The sequence below is a fragment of the Morganella morganii H1r genome, assembly GCF_000633515.1.
Classification (GTDB): Bacteria; Pseudomonadota; Gammaproteobacteria; order Enterobacterales; family Enterobacteriaceae; genus Morganella; species Morganella morganii_B.
Window position 1 is genome coordinate 41,107 of record NZ_AYMP01000069.1, and the last position, 15,255, is coordinate 56,361.

13 protein-coding genes are annotated in these 15,255 nt (G+C 52.0%); 8 read left to right on the forward strand and 5 right to left on the reverse strand.

Annotated elements, in window-relative coordinates:
• Positions 1-50: 50 nt before the first annotated feature.
• Positions 51-596, forward strand: coding sequence for a cell division protein ZapC (locus U868_RS0122135; RefSeq protein ID WP_025155187.1), 546 nt, complete (start codon positions 51-53; stop codon positions 594-596).
• A 131-nt stretch (positions 597-727) separates the two neighbouring features.
• Here U868_RS0122135 and U868_RS0122140 read toward each other — a convergent pair whose 3' ends face one another.
• Positions 728-1,798, reverse strand: a complete 1,071-nt coding sequence (locus tag U868_RS0122140; protein ID WP_025155188.1) for an MOSC domain-containing protein — start codon at positions 1,796-1,798, stop codon at positions 728-730.
• Positions 1,799-1,994: 196 nt separating this feature from the next.
• Here U868_RS0122140 and rlmKL point away from each other — a divergent pair, with 196 nt between their 5' ends.
• From rlmKL to rmf, 6 genes are all read left to right on the forward strand, one after another.
• Positions 1,995-4,109, forward strand: a complete 2,115-nt coding sequence (gene rlmKL, locus U868_RS0122145; protein WP_025155189.1) for a bifunctional 23S rRNA (guanine(2069)-N(7))-methyltransferase RlmK/23S rRNA (guanine(2445)-N(2))-methyltransferase RlmL — start codon at positions 1,995-1,997, stop codon at positions 4,107-4,109.
• Between the two features lie 8 nt (positions 4,110-4,117).
• A complete protein-coding gene (locus tag U868_RS0122150; RefSeq protein WP_025155190.1) occupies positions 4,118-6,037 on the forward strand; it encodes an ABC transporter ATP-binding protein in 1,920 nt (639 codons plus the stop codon).
• A gap of 33 nt (positions 6,038-6,070) precedes the next feature.
• Positions 6,071-7,348, forward strand: coding sequence for a membrane integrity-associated transporter subunit PqiA (gene pqiA / locus U868_RS0122155; protein ID WP_036412362.1), 1,278 nt, complete (start codon positions 6,071-6,073; stop codon positions 7,346-7,348).
• Complete coding sequence (gene pqiB / locus U868_RS0122160) at positions 7,338-8,987, forward strand: intermembrane transport protein PqiB (protein WP_025155192.1); 1,650 nt, start codon at positions 7,338-7,340, stop codon at positions 8,985-8,987. Before pqiA ends, pqiB begins: the two co-directional genes overlap by 11 nt.
• A gap of 1 nt (position 8,988) precedes the next feature.
• A complete protein-coding gene (gene pqiC, locus U868_RS0122165; protein WP_029991534.1) occupies positions 8,989-9,576 on the forward strand; it encodes a membrane integrity-associated transporter subunit PqiC in 588 nt (195 codons plus the stop codon).
• Between the two features lie 346 nt (positions 9,577-9,922).
• On the forward strand, positions 9,923-10,090 hold the full coding sequence (gene rmf, locus U868_RS24880; RefSeq protein ID WP_015422581.1) for a ribosome modulation factor: 168 nt from the start codon (positions 9,923-9,925) through the stop codon (positions 10,088-10,090).
• Between the two features lie 68 nt (positions 10,091-10,158).
• On the opposite strand, the gene fabA is transcribed toward rmf, so the two are convergent.
• Together fabA and U868_RS0122175 are read right to left on the reverse strand one after the other, a co-directional pair.
• The gene (gene fabA / locus U868_RS0122170; RefSeq protein WP_025155194.1) at positions 10,159-10,677 is read right to left on the reverse strand and encodes a bifunctional 3-hydroxydecanoyl-ACP dehydratase/trans-2-decenoyl-ACP isomerase; all 519 of its coding nucleotides are present in this window, start codon (positions 10,675-10,677) and stop codon (positions 10,159-10,161) included.
• 86 nt (positions 10,678-10,763) lie between these two features.
• Positions 10,764-12,509 carry an AAA family ATPase gene (locus U868_RS0122175; RefSeq protein ID WP_025155195.1) on the reverse strand — a complete coding sequence of 582 codons (1,746 nt, stop codon included), beginning with the start codon at positions 12,507-12,509 and terminating at the stop codon, positions 10,764-10,766.
• Between the two features lie 261 nt (positions 12,510-12,770).
• Between U868_RS0122175 and matP the strand changes: the two genes are divergently transcribed.
• Entirely contained in the window at positions 12,771-13,229 is a 459-nt protein-coding gene (gene matP / locus U868_RS0122180) for a macrodomain Ter protein MatP (RefSeq protein ID WP_025155196.1), read from the forward strand.
• 57 nt (positions 13,230-13,286) lie between these two features.
• Here matP and ompA read toward each other — a convergent pair whose 3' ends face one another.
• Both ompA and sulA read right to left on the reverse strand, forming a co-directional pair.
• Complete coding sequence (gene ompA / locus U868_RS0122185; protein ID WP_025155197.1) at positions 13,287-14,348, reverse strand: porin OmpA; 1,062 nt, start codon at positions 14,346-14,348, stop codon at positions 13,287-13,289.
• 350 nt (positions 14,349-14,698) lie between these two features.
• Positions 14,699-15,205: an SOS-induced cell division inhibitor SulA gene (sulA, locus tag U868_RS0122190; RefSeq protein WP_025155198.1), complete on the reverse strand. Its 507-nt coding sequence runs from the start codon at positions 15,203-15,205 to the stop codon at positions 14,699-14,701.
• Positions 15,206-15,255: the final 50 nt, after the last annotated feature.

Sequence of the window (15,255 nt, forward strand, 5' to 3'; positions counted from 1 at the left end):
GTAGTAGAAATATAAATTGCTAATCAGGTATTAGCCGGGAATGTGATCAGATGAAAATAAAACCTGACGATCAATGGCAGTGGTATTACGATGATACGCATGAGCGTATTATGCTGGATCTTGCCAACGGAATGGTATTCCGCTCCCATTTTGCACCACGCCTGCTGGCACCGTATGCACGGTGTCACAGCCCGTTTTCTGTTGATGATGCCGCGTTATTTTTTATCTTTGAAGAACAGATTAAAAAATTAGATATTCCGGCACAACAGTGTGCTGAATTAACATTGAATGCGTTAATTGCATCGCGTTTTTTAAAGCCGCAAATGCCGAAGAGCTGGTATTTTTCATTGTTTTGCGCAATGACAAAACCGGAGCAGGGGCAGCTGGTTGAAGTGGTGGCGGGTAACAACCGTCAGCGCAGCAACTTTATTGTGGCGGAAGCAGGGGAAAGTGCCAGTTTATGTCTGCTGGTTGATCCGGTACTTGAATTACACGATCGGAGCATGTGTTTTTGTGATCCGATCAAGATCATGAATGATCGTTTATTGCCAAGAACCCCGGTAACACGGCGTTTATTAATGGACAGAGCTGTCTGAGGCTGTCCGGTAAACGATCATTATCAGGATCGGGTAATGTTATATGATCCACAATGGATCCTTATTATTAATAAGTGATCCATTCAGCTGAAATACCCCCGGCGGTTTATCTGCCGGGGGTATTTTTTCAGTTATCCGTGGCGGATCGTAATATTGGTTTTCGGAATACAGCTGCACGCCAGAATATCACCGTTCTCTTTTATCGCCCCGGCTTTCAGCGGAGTGACGTCACCGGAGACCAGTGTGACTCTGCAGCAGCCGCAGACGCCGGCCCGGCAGGAGTACGGAATATTGACCTGATGGCTTTCCAGCTGCTCCAGTAAGACATGCTGATTGTTCACCGGGTAGCGTTTACCGTTGAATGTCAGTTCCAGAGCTGTTTCCGGCTGTGCGGGGGCGGTCTGCACTTTCTCAACGGTTTGTTCCTGATACTGACGCGGTTCGCGGGTTTCCAGCACAGTGACGGTATCACCGGCCTGAATCACGCCGGTATTGCGGGCAATGGCATTCATGCCGAAATCCACATCATCATTATCTGCGGCTTTCCGGAAGGTCTGCAGGGTATGGAACGGCTCCATTTCCGGGTGTTTAATGCCTTTATCCGTACTGACGGTCGTAAGGATACAACGGCTGCACGGTTTTTTCAGATCAAACACCACATCACCGACCTGAATGGTTTTCCAGCGGTCTTCCGCAAACAGCTCCGCACCGGTGACAATAATATTGCCGCGGAACTGCTCAATTTTAATACCGGCACCGCAGCGGCGCTGCACCTCACGGAAAGAGGCTTCGTTTACCACCAGATAAGGATAACCATCGGCAAACGACACGGCGGTATCCGGGAATTTTTTTACCCGGCGGGTGGATTGCGGGCTGAGCCAGCGCAGCTGTACCGGGATATCAAAGAACTGACACAGCCACTGATTGATTTTTTCCGGTGCAAGCAGCGAGGTGAAATGATTTCCCCAGACTTCGCACGGCAGGTGATCGGGACGGAAATCCTCAAACAGGATCGTGGCACCGCTGCCTTCCGGGCTGCGCAGGTAAATCCCGTTACTCAGCAGCACCGGGGTAAACAGCACCATCTGCGGATAACGGCGGGCGGTGATAAATTTTCCGGTCTCATCTGTTATCATAAAATTGCGGTCAAAGCTCAGTCCGGTTTCGCCGGCATGGCTTTGTGACTGGCGGATGCCCTTCATTGACTTCACAGGAAAGGTATATAAACGGGAGAGTGTGATGGGTGTTGTCGTCATTGTTATCCGTTCTTTTCGTTATTATCAGTAATACCACAATGGCATCCCGGTTTATCCGGAAAAAGGTGAACGTCAATTTTATGATTTACCGCCCGGATCCGCTATAATGCGCTCCAATTTTTTATTTCAACGGTAAACCATGATGAACGTGTATTTTGCCAGCACCGCCCGCGGGCTCGAAGAACTCTTAAAAAATGAATTAGCGACACTGGGCGCTGAGGATCTCAGTATTACGCAGGGTGGCGTTCACTTCCGGGCGCAGCCGCGTACGATGTACACATGTCTGATGTGGAGTCGTCTGGCATCCCGTATTTTATTACCGCTGAATGAGTTTAATGTCTATAGCGACATGGATCTTTATCTCGCGGTGCAATCCATTGACTGGCCATCGGTGTTCTCCGCTGACAAGACATTTGCCGTGCATTTCAACGGGACTAATGATGAGATCCGCAACAGTCAGTACGGCGCACTGAAAGTCAAAGATGCTATCGTTGACAGCTTCACCCGCAAAACCGGTACGCGCCCGGATGTGGCGAAACAGCAGCCGGATATCCGCATCAATGTTTATCTCAATAAGGAAAAAGCCTCGCTGGCGATAGACCTGAGCGGGGATTCCCTGCATATCCGCGGCTACCGCGAACTGGCCGGTCAGGCGCCGCTGAAAGAGAATCTGGCGGCGGCGATTATTCTGCGTTCCGGCTGGCAGAAAGAGACCCCGATGGTGGATCCGATGTGCGGTTCCGGTACTCTGCTGATTGAAGCGGCAATGATTGCCTCCGATTGTGCGCCGGGTCTGAACCGCCTTCACTGGGGTTTTGAAGCCTGGGGTGCCCATGACAAAGCGGTCTGGGAATCGGTCCGTGCTGAAGCGCGTGAACGTGCCAATGCCGGTCTGGTCAGTACAGCCGCCCGTTTCTTCGGTTCTGATACTGATAAACGTGTGCTGGACATGGCCCGTGCCAACGCCCGCCGCGCCGGGGTGGATAAATTGATCACTTTCCAGCAGAAAGATGCCACCAAGCTGGAAAATCCGCTGCCGGATGGCCCGAAAGGTACTATTATTTCCAACCCGCCGTACGGTGAGCGGCTGGAAAGCGAACCGGCGCTGATTGCCCTGCACAGTGTGTTTGGCCGTGTGGTCAAAACCCGTTTCCCGGGCTGGCGCCTGTCATTATTCAGCGCTTCCCCGGAACTGCTCAGCAGCCTGCAATTGCGTGCAGAGCGTGAATTCAAGGCGAAAAACGGCCCGCTGGATTGTGTGCAGAAAAACTATCAGTTAAGTGACACACCACCGGCAACGGCGCAGGATATCGGGGCAGATTTTGCTAACCGTCTGCGTAAGAACGAAAAGAAATTAGCAAAATGGGCGAAACAGGAAGGCGTTGAATGTTATCGCCTTTATGATGCGGATCTGCCTGAGTATAATGTCGCGGTTGACCGTTATGCGGATTATGTGGTGGTGCAGGAATATGCACCGCCGAAAACCGTGGATCCGAACAAAGCGCGTCAGCGCCTGTTCGATGTGATCAGCGCGACACTGGCCGTGCTGGAGTTACCGGCGCACAAGCTGATCCTGAAAACCCGTCAGCGCCAGAAAGGCAAACAGCAGTATGAAAAACTGGCGGAGAAACAGAACAGTTTCCCGGTGAAAGAGTATAACGCACAGTTATGGGTTAACCTGACTGATTACCTGGATACCGGCCTGTTCCTTGATCACCGTCTTGCCCGCAAAATGCTGGGACAGATGAGCAAAGGCAAAGACTTCCTCAATCTGTTTGCCTACACCGGCTCGGCAACGGTTCACGCCGGTCTCGGCGGCGCGCGCAGCACCACGTCTGTGGATATGTCACGCACCTACCTGGAGTGGGCGGAGCGCAATCTGCAGAGCAACGGCCTGAGCGGCAGACAGCACCGTCTGATCCAGGCGGATTGCCTGAGCTGGCTGGCGCAGACTCCGGAACAGTTTGATCTGATCTTTATCGATCCGCCGACATTCTCCAACTCGAAACGAATGGAGGATACCTTTGATGTCCAGCGTGATCACATCAGCCTGATGAAACATCTGAAACGTATGCTGCGCCGCGGCGGTACGCTGATGTTCTCCAACAACAAACGCGGTTTTAAATTAGATCAGGACGGTATGGATGCACTGGGGCTGGTTGCTCAGGATATTACCGCCAAAACACAGTCACAGGATTTTGTCCGTAACCGTCAGATCCATAACTGCTGGCTTATCCGCCACGCAGGCGAGGAATAACAGAAATTATGTCGTTGATTAATATGGCGGGCGCCTGGCTCGCATTCAGTGATGCTCCGCTGCTGGAAAATGCGGAGATGCATATCGAAGAAAATGAGCGTGTTTGTCTGGTCGGGCGCAACGGGGCGGGAAAATCCACTCTGATGCGTGTGCTGACCAAAGAGCAGCCACTGGATGACGGTACGGTTATCTATGAACAGGATCTGATTGTTGCCCGTCTGCAGCAGGATCCGCCGCGTGATGTGGAAGGCACGGTGTTTGACTTTGTTGCCGAAGGGGTGGCGGAGCAGGCACAGCATATCAAGGCGTTCCATCAGATCTCAAAATTAGTGGAAAGTGATCCATGTGATAAAAATCTGTCAAAAATGGCGGAACTGCAGGAGATCTTAGACACTCAGAACTTATGGCTGCTCGACAGCCGGATTGCGGATGTGATTGCGCATCTGGAATTACCGGCGGATGAAAAATTATCCGCACTGTCCGGTGGCTGGCTGCGCAAAGCAGCACTCGGACGTGCGCTGGTCAGCGGGCCGAAAGTGTTGTTTCTGGACGAACCGACCAACCACCTGGATATCGAAACCATCCAGTGGCTGGAAGGCTTCCTGAAAAACTTCAGCGGCAGCATTGTCTTTATTTCCCATGACCGTTCTTTTATCCGCAATATGGCGACACGGATTATCGACCTGGATCGCGGAAAACTGGCCTCCTGGCCGGGCAGTTATGATGATTATCTGGTGGCCAAGGAAGAGGCTCTGCGTGTCGAAGAGATGCAGAATGCGGAATTTGACCGTAAACTGGCACAGGAAGAAGTCTGGATCCGTCAGGGCATCAAAGCCCGCCGCACCCGTAATGAAGGGCGTGTCCGTGCGCTGAAAGCCCTGCGCAGCGAACGCGCGGAACGCCGCGAAGTGATGGGCAAAGCAAAAATGCAGGTGGAAGAGGCGACCCGTTCCGGCAAAATCGTCTTTGAAATCGATGATATCAGTTATGGTATTGACGGTAAGAATCTGGTCAGTCATTTCAGTGCTCAGGTAAACCGGGGGGACAAAATTGCCCTCGTCGGCCCGAACGGCTGCGGTAAAACCACGCTGCTGAAACTGATGCTCGGCGATTTACAGCCGGACGACGGCAGTGTGCATATCGGCACCAAGCTGGAAGTGGCTTATTTCGACCAGCACCGTGCAGCGCTGGACCCGGACAAAACCGTGATGGATAACCTGGCGGAAGGCAAACAGGAAGTGCTGGTCAACGGAAAACCACGCCATGTACTCGGCTATCTGCAGGAATTCCTGTTTCATCCGAAACGGGCGAGAACTCCGGTGCGGGCACTGTCCGGCGGGGAGCGCAACCGTCTGCTGCTGGCAAGATTATTCCTGAAACCGAGCAATCTGCTGATCCTCGATGAACCGACCAACGACCTTGATGTCGAAACACTGGAACTGCTGGAAGAGCTGGTGGATAACTATCAGGGCACTGTCCTGCTGGTCAGCCATGACCGCCAGTTTGTTGATAACTGCGTGACCGAATGCTGGATTTTTGAAGGCGATGGTACTATCGGGCGTTTTGTCGGCGGTTACTTTGATGCACAGCAGCAGCGGGCGCAGGTTCAGTCGCTGAAAGCCCCGGCGGCGAAAGCGGCGAAACCGGAAGCGGCGGAAGAAAAACGTAAAGATAACATTAAAAAAGCAAATACATCTGCAAAATTAAGTTATAAATTACAGCGGGAACTTGAACAGTTGCCGTCATTGCTGGAATCCCTCGACGAGGAAATTCAGCAACTGCAAAGTCAGGTCAGCGCGCCTGAATTCTTTAACCAGCCGCATGATGAAACAGATAACGTGCTGAAACTGCTGGCAGAGAAAGAGCATGCGCTGGAAGAGGCGTTTGAGCGCTGGCAGACGCTGGAAGCAATGCAGAGCGGGAACTGATCCCGCCTGTAATTTTGGAGAAATAACGAAACAGTGTGTGCTCATCATTCACATGAATCAGTCACGGTGCTGTGTCCGCAGTGCGACCTGGTGGTGGAAATCCCTGAACTGGAACGGGGAACCAAAGCCGGGTGTCCGCGCTGCCACACCCATCTGGCCGCCCGCTGGCGTGAACCGCGCCGTCAGCCGCTGATGTATGCCCTCAGCGGCCTGGTGATGTTTGTGCTCGCCGGGATGTTTCCGTTTGTCTCGATGAAAGTGGCGGGTATTGAAAGCGAAATTACGCTTTATCAGATACCGTCGGTGATGTTCGGGGATAACTACGGTGAGCTGGCACTGTTCTTTATGGGATTTGTGCTGGCGGTACCTGCCTTCTGCCTGTTTGCTATTACCTTACTGTGCAGCGGGATCCGTCTGCCGCCTCCGCTGGCCATTCCGGTCACGCGGCTGCTGTTCGGGCTGCGGGCCTGGTGTATGGCGGAAATTTTCCTCGCCGGTGTGCTGGTCAGTTTCGTGAAACTGATGGCGTACGGGGATATCGGGCTGGGCGTGAGTTTTCTGCCTTATTGCCTGTTCTGTGTGATGCAGGTGCGGGCATTCCAGTGCCTGGATAAACACTGGGTCTGGCAGCGGATTGCACCGCGTCCGCCGCTGCCGGTGGCACTGGAGGCAGGAAAAGGCGGTTTGTGTCAGGGGGTGCGGCTGTGCGGTACCTGCCAGGCGATTCTGCCGGCAGATATGCATGAGTGTCCGCGCTGCAGCAGCCGGGGTTATGCGCGGCGGCCGAACAGTTTACAACTGACCATGGCGCTGCTGTTTACCTCGCTCATTTTATATATCCCGGCAAACCTGCTGCCGATTATGATCACCGAATCCCTCGGCAGTGATTTTGGCTCGACTATTATGGCCGGGGTGATTCTGCTGTGGGGGGATGGCTCTTATCCGGTGGCGATGGTGATCTTTATTGCCAGTATCATGGTGCCGAGCCTGAAAATGCTGGCCATCGGCTGGCTGTGTCTGGATGCGAAAGGCCACGGCTGGCGTGATCCCGGCCGGATGCACTTTATTTATGAAATCGTGGAGTTTGTCGGACGCTGGTCCATGATTGATGTGTTTGTGATAGCCGTACTGGCGGCACTGGTGCGGATGGGGCGTCTGATGAGCATCTATCCGGATATCGGTGTGATTTTATTTGCGATGGTGGTCATTCTGACAATGATTGCCGCCGAAATGTTCGACCCGCGCCTGACGTGGGATCGGCTTGAAAAAAAACGGGCGGAGAGTGCTAAGGAGCCTCAGGTTGAACGATAAAACTGATGATTTGACAGAAGCGAAGGTCAGCAAACTGAAAAGCTGGTCACCGGTCTGGATAATTCCCATCGTCACGGTACTGATTGGTGCCTGGATCCTTATCAGCCATTTTCGCGGGCAGGGACCGGAGATCACCCTGATCACCTATAACGCGGAAGGGGTTGAAGCCGGTAAAACCAAAATCAAAAGCCGCAGCGTGGATGTCGGCGTGGTTGAAAGCGTCATGCTGGATCAGAGCTACAGCCGCGTGATCATCAAAGCCCGCCTGAACGCAGAGATGAAAGACGTTCTGCGCAAAGATACCGTTTTCTGGGTGGTGAAACCGACAGTCGGCCGTGAAGGGGTTTCCGGGCTGGGTACTCTGCTGTCCGGGGCGTATATTCAGGTGCAGCCGGCCAATACCGGCGGCGAACGTCATGAATTTGAATTGCTCGATTCACCGCCTCTGGCCTCTCCGGATGCCAAAGGGATCCGCGTGATATTAACCAGTCAGCAGGCCGGGCAGCTGAATCCGGGGGATGCGGTGCTGTTCCGCGGTTACCGTGTCGGCTCTGTGGAAACGGCAGAGTTTAATCTCGACGAGCGCGAGATGCAGTATGAGCTCTTTATCAACGCGCCTTATGACAAACTGGTCACCACCAATGCCCGCTTCTGGAAGGACAGCGGCATTGCCTTTGACATGTCCTCACAGGGCGTAAGTGTGCAGGTCGGTTCGCTCTCCACACTGTTCAGCGGCGGCGTCAGTTTTGATGTGCCGGATGGCTGGCAGCCGGGTGAGGAAGTCAATCCGAAAACCCTGTTTAAGCTGTTTGATAATCAGAAGAGCACACAAAACTCACTGTATACCCAGTATAAAAGTTACCTGCTGTTCTTCTCTGACTCCGTGCGGGGTCTGTCTCCGGGGGCACCGGTGGAATTCCGTGGTATCCGTCTCGGGACCGTGGCACAGGTTCCGTTTTATGCCAAAGGACTGGGACAGACATTTGATCAGGATTTCCGTATCCCGGTTCTGATCCATATCGAGCCCGAGCGTTTCGAGAAAGATGTGGGTAAAGATTTCAAACTGGCACAGGAACTGGAAACCGCATTACAGCAGGGGCTGCGGGCCTCTCTGAAATCCGGTAACTTACTGACCGGTGCACTGTATGTCGATCTTGATTTCTATCCGGATCAGCCGGCCTGGAAAGCGCCGATGACGATTGCCGATTATGACATTCTGCCGACCACCAGCGGCGGCCTGGTGCAGCTGCAACAGAAAGTGCTGGCGGCACTGGATAAAATCAACGGTATGCCGATTGAGCCGATGATGAAACAGGCAACAGAAACACTGCGTGCCAGCGAAAAAACCATTGCGGAAGCACAGAAAACCCTGTCTGAGCTGAATGTGTTACTCAGCAGCAAAGAGTTCAAAGCGCTGCCGAAAGACATGCAGGCCACACTGCGTGAACTGAACCGCAGTATGCAGGGGATCCAGCCGGGCTCACCGGCGTACAACAAACTGGTTGATGATATGCAGCGTCTGGATCAGGTTCTGCGTGAATTACAGCCGGTATTACGCACCCTGAATAACAAGAGTAATGCTCTGGTCTTTGAAGCCGCGCCGCAGGCGGATCCGCAACCTAAGAAGGCGAAGAATTAAGATGAAAAAACTGACAAAAGCACTGGCATTCCTGGGCGTTTTTGTACTGGCGGGGTGCAGCAGCACTCCGGTCAAACAGTATTATCAGTTGCCGGTGGTGGCTGCAGACAGCAGTAGTGAGCAGACCAGCTTCCGCAGTACCGACGCTGATAACCGTCATCCGCAGTTATGGATCCAGCGTATCACGCTCGGGGACGTGCTGGGGAATGCCGGTATTGTCTATCAGACCAGTGATGTGGAATACAATATCGGCAGCACCAATTTATGGGCCGGTCCGCTGGAGCAGCAGTTGCTGGAGGTGATGACGACGGAACTCAGTCAGGCACTGCCGGACAGACTGGTTTCAGTGCAGCCGCTGGAAAACAAACCGGATACCCTGACTGTCACGGTCACCGGTTTCCACGGTCGTTATGACGGCAAAGTGATTGTGGCGGGCAGCTGGATTTACACCCACGGTGACGCGGTTATCCGCCATCCGTTTAATCTGGTACTGGAACAGGCGGAAAACGGCTATCCTGCGCTGGTACGCACACTGGGTGAAGGCTGGGCACAGGTATCAAAATCGGTGGCTGACGAGCTGCGTAAGTAATGACAGATTCACTCTCTGTACACCGGTGCAGAGAGTGAATTGTCATTAAAATGACAAATTTGTGAAACACGCCACATTAATCCGCTTAATCTGCTGATCGCTAAAACGATTCTTATTCCGCCTGATATATCCTTCTGACTGTCTTTACTGTGCCCTGAAAACTAATAATCTGATTACGCAGGCAAAATAACAGCCCTGTTTTTATTGTGTATTTTTATGAAAAGCGGGACTGACACACCCTGAATCTTCTTTACTTGCAAACTCTGCCCCGAAAGCGTATTTCTATTATGGGTTGAATAAAAATCAACCTGTTTTCAGCACTGAATAACATGAGGGAAGTAACGGCATGAAAAGACAAAAGCGTGATCGTTTAGCCAGAGCATTAACCAAAGGTTATCAGGCGGGTATTTTAGGACGTTCTAAAGAGAGTTGCCCGTATCTTAAAATTGACGAACGTTCTCATTGGTTGGGAGGCTGGCGCGAGGCCATCGATAAAAGGGCGGTCATTGCGTAACCCGGTTTGAAGGATAAAAAACCTCCGCGTGCGGAGGTTTTTTACGGATAACACCACAGCAGGAAAGATTAAAACGCGCTGGTGTCTTTGAACAGACCCACTTTCAGATCGGTTGCGGTGTAAATCAGTTTATCATCAACAAAGACTTCGCCGTCACCGATACCCATGATCAGCTTGCGGTTGATCACACGCTTGAGGTGGATGCGGTAGGTGACCTTTTTCGAGGTCGGCAGTACCTGGCCGGTAAATTTCACTTCACCCACACCCAGAGCACGGCCTTTTCCTTCGCCGCCCAGCCAGCCGAGATAAAAACCGACTAACTGCCACATGGCATCCAGACCCAGACAGCCCGGCATCACCGGGTCGTTGACGAAATGGCAACCGAAAAACCACAGCTCAGGTTTGATATCCAGCTCAGCTTCGATATAGCCTTTATCAAAATGACCACCGGTTTCGCTCATTTTAATGACGCGATCCATCATCAGCATGTTGCCGGATGGCAGCGGTGGCCCGTTTTCACCAAAGAGTTCGCCCCGTCCTGAGGCTTCAAGTTCTTGCTTTGTGTAGGATTCTTGTTTTGCGACCATAACTCAATCTTTGCCTTGTTTATCAGATAGGCTACACAATAGCTTACACTTGTACGCTGAACAAGTCCGATCAGATAAAAATTGTGTTATTTCCACCAGCGGGAAAACCACGAATTTCTTGGTTTATCCTGATTATTTGCCAGAAAAATCCGATCCTGAATTATAGCTAACAAGTGTTCTCCGGACGGATTACCTTCTTCTTCATAATACGGCATATTCATCAGGCGTGAGGCTGCCTGTGAGACATGGCCTGCCGTCCATATGTGGAATTCACCCTGACGTACGGCTTCAACCACGTCATCCGCCAGCACCAGATGACGCTCGTTGGCGGAGGGGATAATTACCCCTTGTTTGCCGGTCAGCCCTCTGGCCTGACACAGCCGGAAGAAGCCTTCGATTTTTCCATTCACGCCGCCGATAGCCTGCACAAACCCGAACTGATCGACAGAGCCGGTCACGGCAATCTGCTGGTCAACCGGCTGCCAGGAGAGGGCGCTGATAAGGGCGCACAGCTCAGCCAGTGAGGCGCTGTCACCGTCCACTTCACCGTAGGACTGTTCAAAGACCACGGAGGTGGAGAACGGGAACGGCTGCTCCAGTTTGAGCTCCGCAATCAGGTAAGCCTGCATAATCATCATACCCTTGGCGTGAATATTACCGCCAAGTTCGGATTTACGCTCAACATCGACAAACTCACCGTCACCGATATGTGCCACACAGGTAATACGGGAAGGTTCTCCGGTCGCTTCAGGGTGCCCCGGATACTGGAGAACGGACAATCCGTTGATCTGGCCGACAACGCTGCCCTGAGTCTGGATATACACCTGACCCTGAAGAATCTCATCCAGCCCGCGGTCGGCCAGATAGCCGTGCCGCCAGCTGCGGTTATCTTTGATTTTGCGCAGTGCTTCTGCCGTAATCGTATCCGCCGGCAGCAGGGTGGCGGCATCGCGCAGCAGGGTGGTCAGCCATGTCAGGTCGAGCGGCAGGGTCTTTTTATCTTCCTGAAAACGCATGCCCTGACGGATCAGTTCATACCAGCCGTCAGCACTGAGCGGCGGCAGCTGATTCTGTTTCAGCAGCCCGTTGACAAACTGACACCAGACGGTCAGCTGTTCTGTTTCTTCCGGCTGGTAATCAAATTCATATTCACCGTACAGCGCTTCTTCACTCAGTTCCGGCTCAGAGAGCATAAACTCATCCAGGCTCAGGCGATCGCCCACCACAATGACCCGCAGGTCAAGCGGCATGCTGTCAACCGGGAACGGCAGCGGATGTTGTTCGGTGTGTGCCAGCCAGTCAAAGCGCTGTGCGCAGACCATCTGCTTTAAGCGCAGCCACATCAGCGGTTGTGCGAGCAGGCTGCGCAGTGACATGATCAGAAAGCCGCCATTGACCTGATGAATGATGCCGGGCTGCAACTGCACGTGCTGATGATGGGTATAGACCTGACCGAACAGTTGCTCCGGTTCTGTCCAGTCACAGACCGCGAACGGCTGTACAGCACTGAAGTGACCGTTATCCGCCGGTGTAAAGACAAACCTGTGATTATCGAAGTGGTACTCTCCGCCCATGATGCGCTTTTGCCGGACTCTGATTTCCGGCGGCAGTAATTGCGCTATCGTATTCAGATAACACTCACTTTCGTCACTTTTGACCAGCATAAAGCGGCGTTTTGCCGCCGGATGGCTGAAAAGTGACAGGCTTTCCTGCAAACGCGGCTGTACGATACCGGCCTGCTGAGCAGGCAGTTCAGACGCGGTTTGCAGGATGGTGCGGTAACTGTTTTCATCAGGCAGTAATGCCTGCCAGGTCAGCTGTTTAATATTCACTCGGTATTGTCTGCTTTTGATAATGTCGGATTTAATCGTTGCGGCAGGATCTGGCGCTCTCCGCAGTGTGCGGTTATCAGCACCGCCTTTGAATAGTAACGAAAATAGCGGGACATTGTAGCGCGTAAGCAGGCCGGATAGCTATCCTCGAAGCGTTTATTTTTACCCGTACTGACAGGAAAGAATTGTGCCGGGGGGGCGGTTTTTTGCGGCGAATATTGCTATGCTTATGTCTGTGTTACCCTGTCACTGAGAAAAATCATGAAATATCAGCAACTAGAGAATCTTGAATGTGGCTGGAAGTGGGCCTATCTGGTCAAAAAATACCGTGAAGGTGAGGCGATCACCCGTTATACGGAAAAAAGCCGGGCAGAAGAGGCGGTGGTGCAGTTACTGAAACTGGAATCACACCCGGTAAAAGTGACCGCCTGGATACAAAAACACATGGCGCCGGGACTGGCAGACCGGATGAGCCAGACTATCCGCGCACGGCGTAAGCGTCATTTTAATGCCGAGCAGCAGCATACCCGCAAGAAATCGGTTGATCTGGAGTTTCTGGTGTGGCAGCGGTTGTCTGCGTTATCACAGCGGCGCGGCAGTACCTTATCAGACACGATTGTGCAGTTACTGGAAGATGCGGAACGCAAAGAAAAGTACGCGACGAAGATAACGTCACTGAAGGAAGATCTGCAAAGCCTGCTGGGAACAGACAAAAAATAAACCCCATCCGGAGATGGGGTTTATACAATTCATTGCATCATGCAACCGAATCAGAACTTACTGAGCAGCCTGAGTGACTTGTTCAGTTACGCCCTGGATTTCGATTTCAACACGACGATCCGGAGCCAGACATTCGATCAGAGCAGCGCGCTGTTTGATGTTGTCACATTTGTTACCAGTGACAGGATCTTCTTTACCGCGGCCTTCTGCACGGATGCTGCCGGCAGGGATGCCTTTAGCGACCAGGTAATCTACAACGCTCTGTGCACGTTTCTGAGACAGTGGCAGGTTGTAGTTCTGGGAACCGATGCGGTCAGTGTAACCGATAACCAGGACGTTGCCCTGAGTCGGATCGATTGACGCCAGTTCGTTGAACAGCTGGTTCAGAGCTTCCTGACCTTCAGCTTTCAGAGTAGATTTGTTGAAGTTAAACAGAACGTCTGAACGCAGGGTGAAACGTTTGTTTTCAACAACTGGTGCAACAACCGGAGCTGGTTCTGCAACTGGTGCAGCAACTTCATCCTGGCCGAAACGGTAAGCAACACCAACACTCAGCATGCCGTTATCAGGACGAGCTAAAGTAGTTTCTTTATCGCCGATGTTGTTGATCCACTGATATTCTACACGAGCTGCGATATCACGGGTGATTGCGTACTCAGTACCCAGTGCGAACAGAGGTGAAACACCAGTGTCGTTATTGGTGGTTTGTGTACGGTTAGCTGGTGTGGAGTAGCTGGAATCAGCACGCCATACCATTGCACCCAGACGGGTATAGACATCTAAGTCATCCATTACCGGATAGCTCAGTTTGGTAGTCAGCTGAACGCCCTGTGCTTTGAATGCGCCGTTGTTTTCGTCGCCTTTGTAAGGCATACGACCTAACCAGTCATAACCTAATTCAAAGCCCATGTACTGGTTGTGCTGATAACCAGCATAGATACCAGCGCCGACCTGATCTTTATGAGTAGGACCGGTGTTACCGATAGTGCTACCGGTATTCTGATACTGAGACCAACCTAATTTACCACCGGTATACCAGGTATTGTCTTTTGGAGCTGCCTGCGCAACGCTTGCGAAAGCTGCCACTGCCACTGCTACTGCGATAGCTGTCTTTTTCATTTTACGCCTCGTTATCATCCAAATTGGCTCTGGCTTAAATAGCCTTATTTTCGCCTTTGGTTTTTAAAAATAGTCAGGGATTATGTGCGCCATTTAGCAAATAGCTCCCAACAGGGAATTTTAAGCACTACCTTAACGGTGTAAAGTCTACAGCGAACTTTAAAAGTTACAAGCCTGTCCTGCGGAATTCGACTAAAAAAATGTAAAAAACTGTACTGATTCATAAACATACAAAATAGTCAATTTCTTTGGATATTTAACTTAACACGTTGAAATAGTGTAATTTTATTAATTAAGCAGAGCAAATGATACGGGCATGTAAAAAAAGCTGAGAATATTCTTAATTTTCCTCAATGATAAGGGAACGAGTGAATTTGTAATGTATTCAGTTGTCGTTCAACAGGCACACTGTCATGATGCCATTCCTGCGGGCGCATAATAAAGCCGAGGCAGCCTCCCTGTTCTGCAGCGCGCTGTAACCGGGCGTTCTCCTGCTCAGTCAGTGCCGGCAGCCAGCCGAGAACCACACTGTAGTTACCGCTGGTCAGTGCTTTCTCCATAGCGGCAATACTGTTGATTGCCGGAATGCGGGACAACTGCATGACTTTATCGCCCGGCAGCTGATTCTGCGATAACCAGGTGCGGTTAAGTTTTGCTCCCGGAGAGAGCCATAACAGCCAGCGGGATTCCCCGGCAAGCTGACGTAATAAAGGAAGCAGAATATGGCTCAGGACGATATCATTATTGCGATAAACCAGTTCGCTGACCATTCCGGCCGGACGGCAGTCCCCCGCGAGGGTGGATGACACAGATGCCGGTGTTACAGGGATGTATTCCCGGGTTGCCTGCTGGCGCATAGTTAACCTCACATAGTAATACTGTATATGTATGGGTCTTCCCTTGTTGT

Excerpts from the sequence above, each read along its gene's own strand:
- U868_RS0122135 (WP_025155187.1), top strand. The coding sequence starts at position 51 with ATGAAAATAAAACCTGACGATCAATGGCAGTGGTATTACGATGATACG.
- U868_RS0122140 (WP_025155188.1), bottom strand. The coding sequence starts at position 1,798 with ATGAAGGGCATCCGCCAGTCACAAAGCCATGCCGGCGAAACCGGACTG.
- rlmKL (WP_025155189.1), top strand. The coding sequence starts at position 1,995 with ATGAACGTGTATTTTGCCAGCACCGCCCGCGGGCTCGAAGAACTCTTA.
- U868_RS0122150 (WP_025155190.1), top strand. The coding sequence starts at position 4,118 with ATGTCGTTGATTAATATGGCGGGCGCCTGGCTCGCATTCAGTGATGCT.
- pqiC (WP_029991534.1), top strand. The coding sequence starts at position 8,989 with ATGAAAAAACTGACAAAAGCACTGGCATTCCTGGGCGTTTTTGTACTG.
- rmf (WP_015422581.1), top strand. The coding sequence starts at position 9,923 with ATGAAAAGACAAAAGCGTGATCGTTTAGCCAGAGCATTAACCAAAGGT.
- fabA (WP_025155194.1), bottom strand. The coding sequence starts at position 10,677 with ATGGTCGCAAAACAAGAATCCTACACAAAGCAAGAACTTGAAGCCTCA.
- matP (WP_025155196.1), top strand. The coding sequence starts at position 12,771 with ATGAAATATCAGCAACTAGAGAATCTTGAATGTGGCTGGAAGTGGGCC.
- ompA (WP_025155197.1), bottom strand. The coding sequence starts at position 14,348 with ATGAAAAAGACAGCTATCGCAGTAGCAGTGGCAGTGGCAGCTTTCGCA.
- sulA (WP_025155198.1), bottom strand. The coding sequence starts at position 15,205 with ATGCGCCAGCAGGCAACCCGGGAATACATCCCTGTAACACCGGCATCT.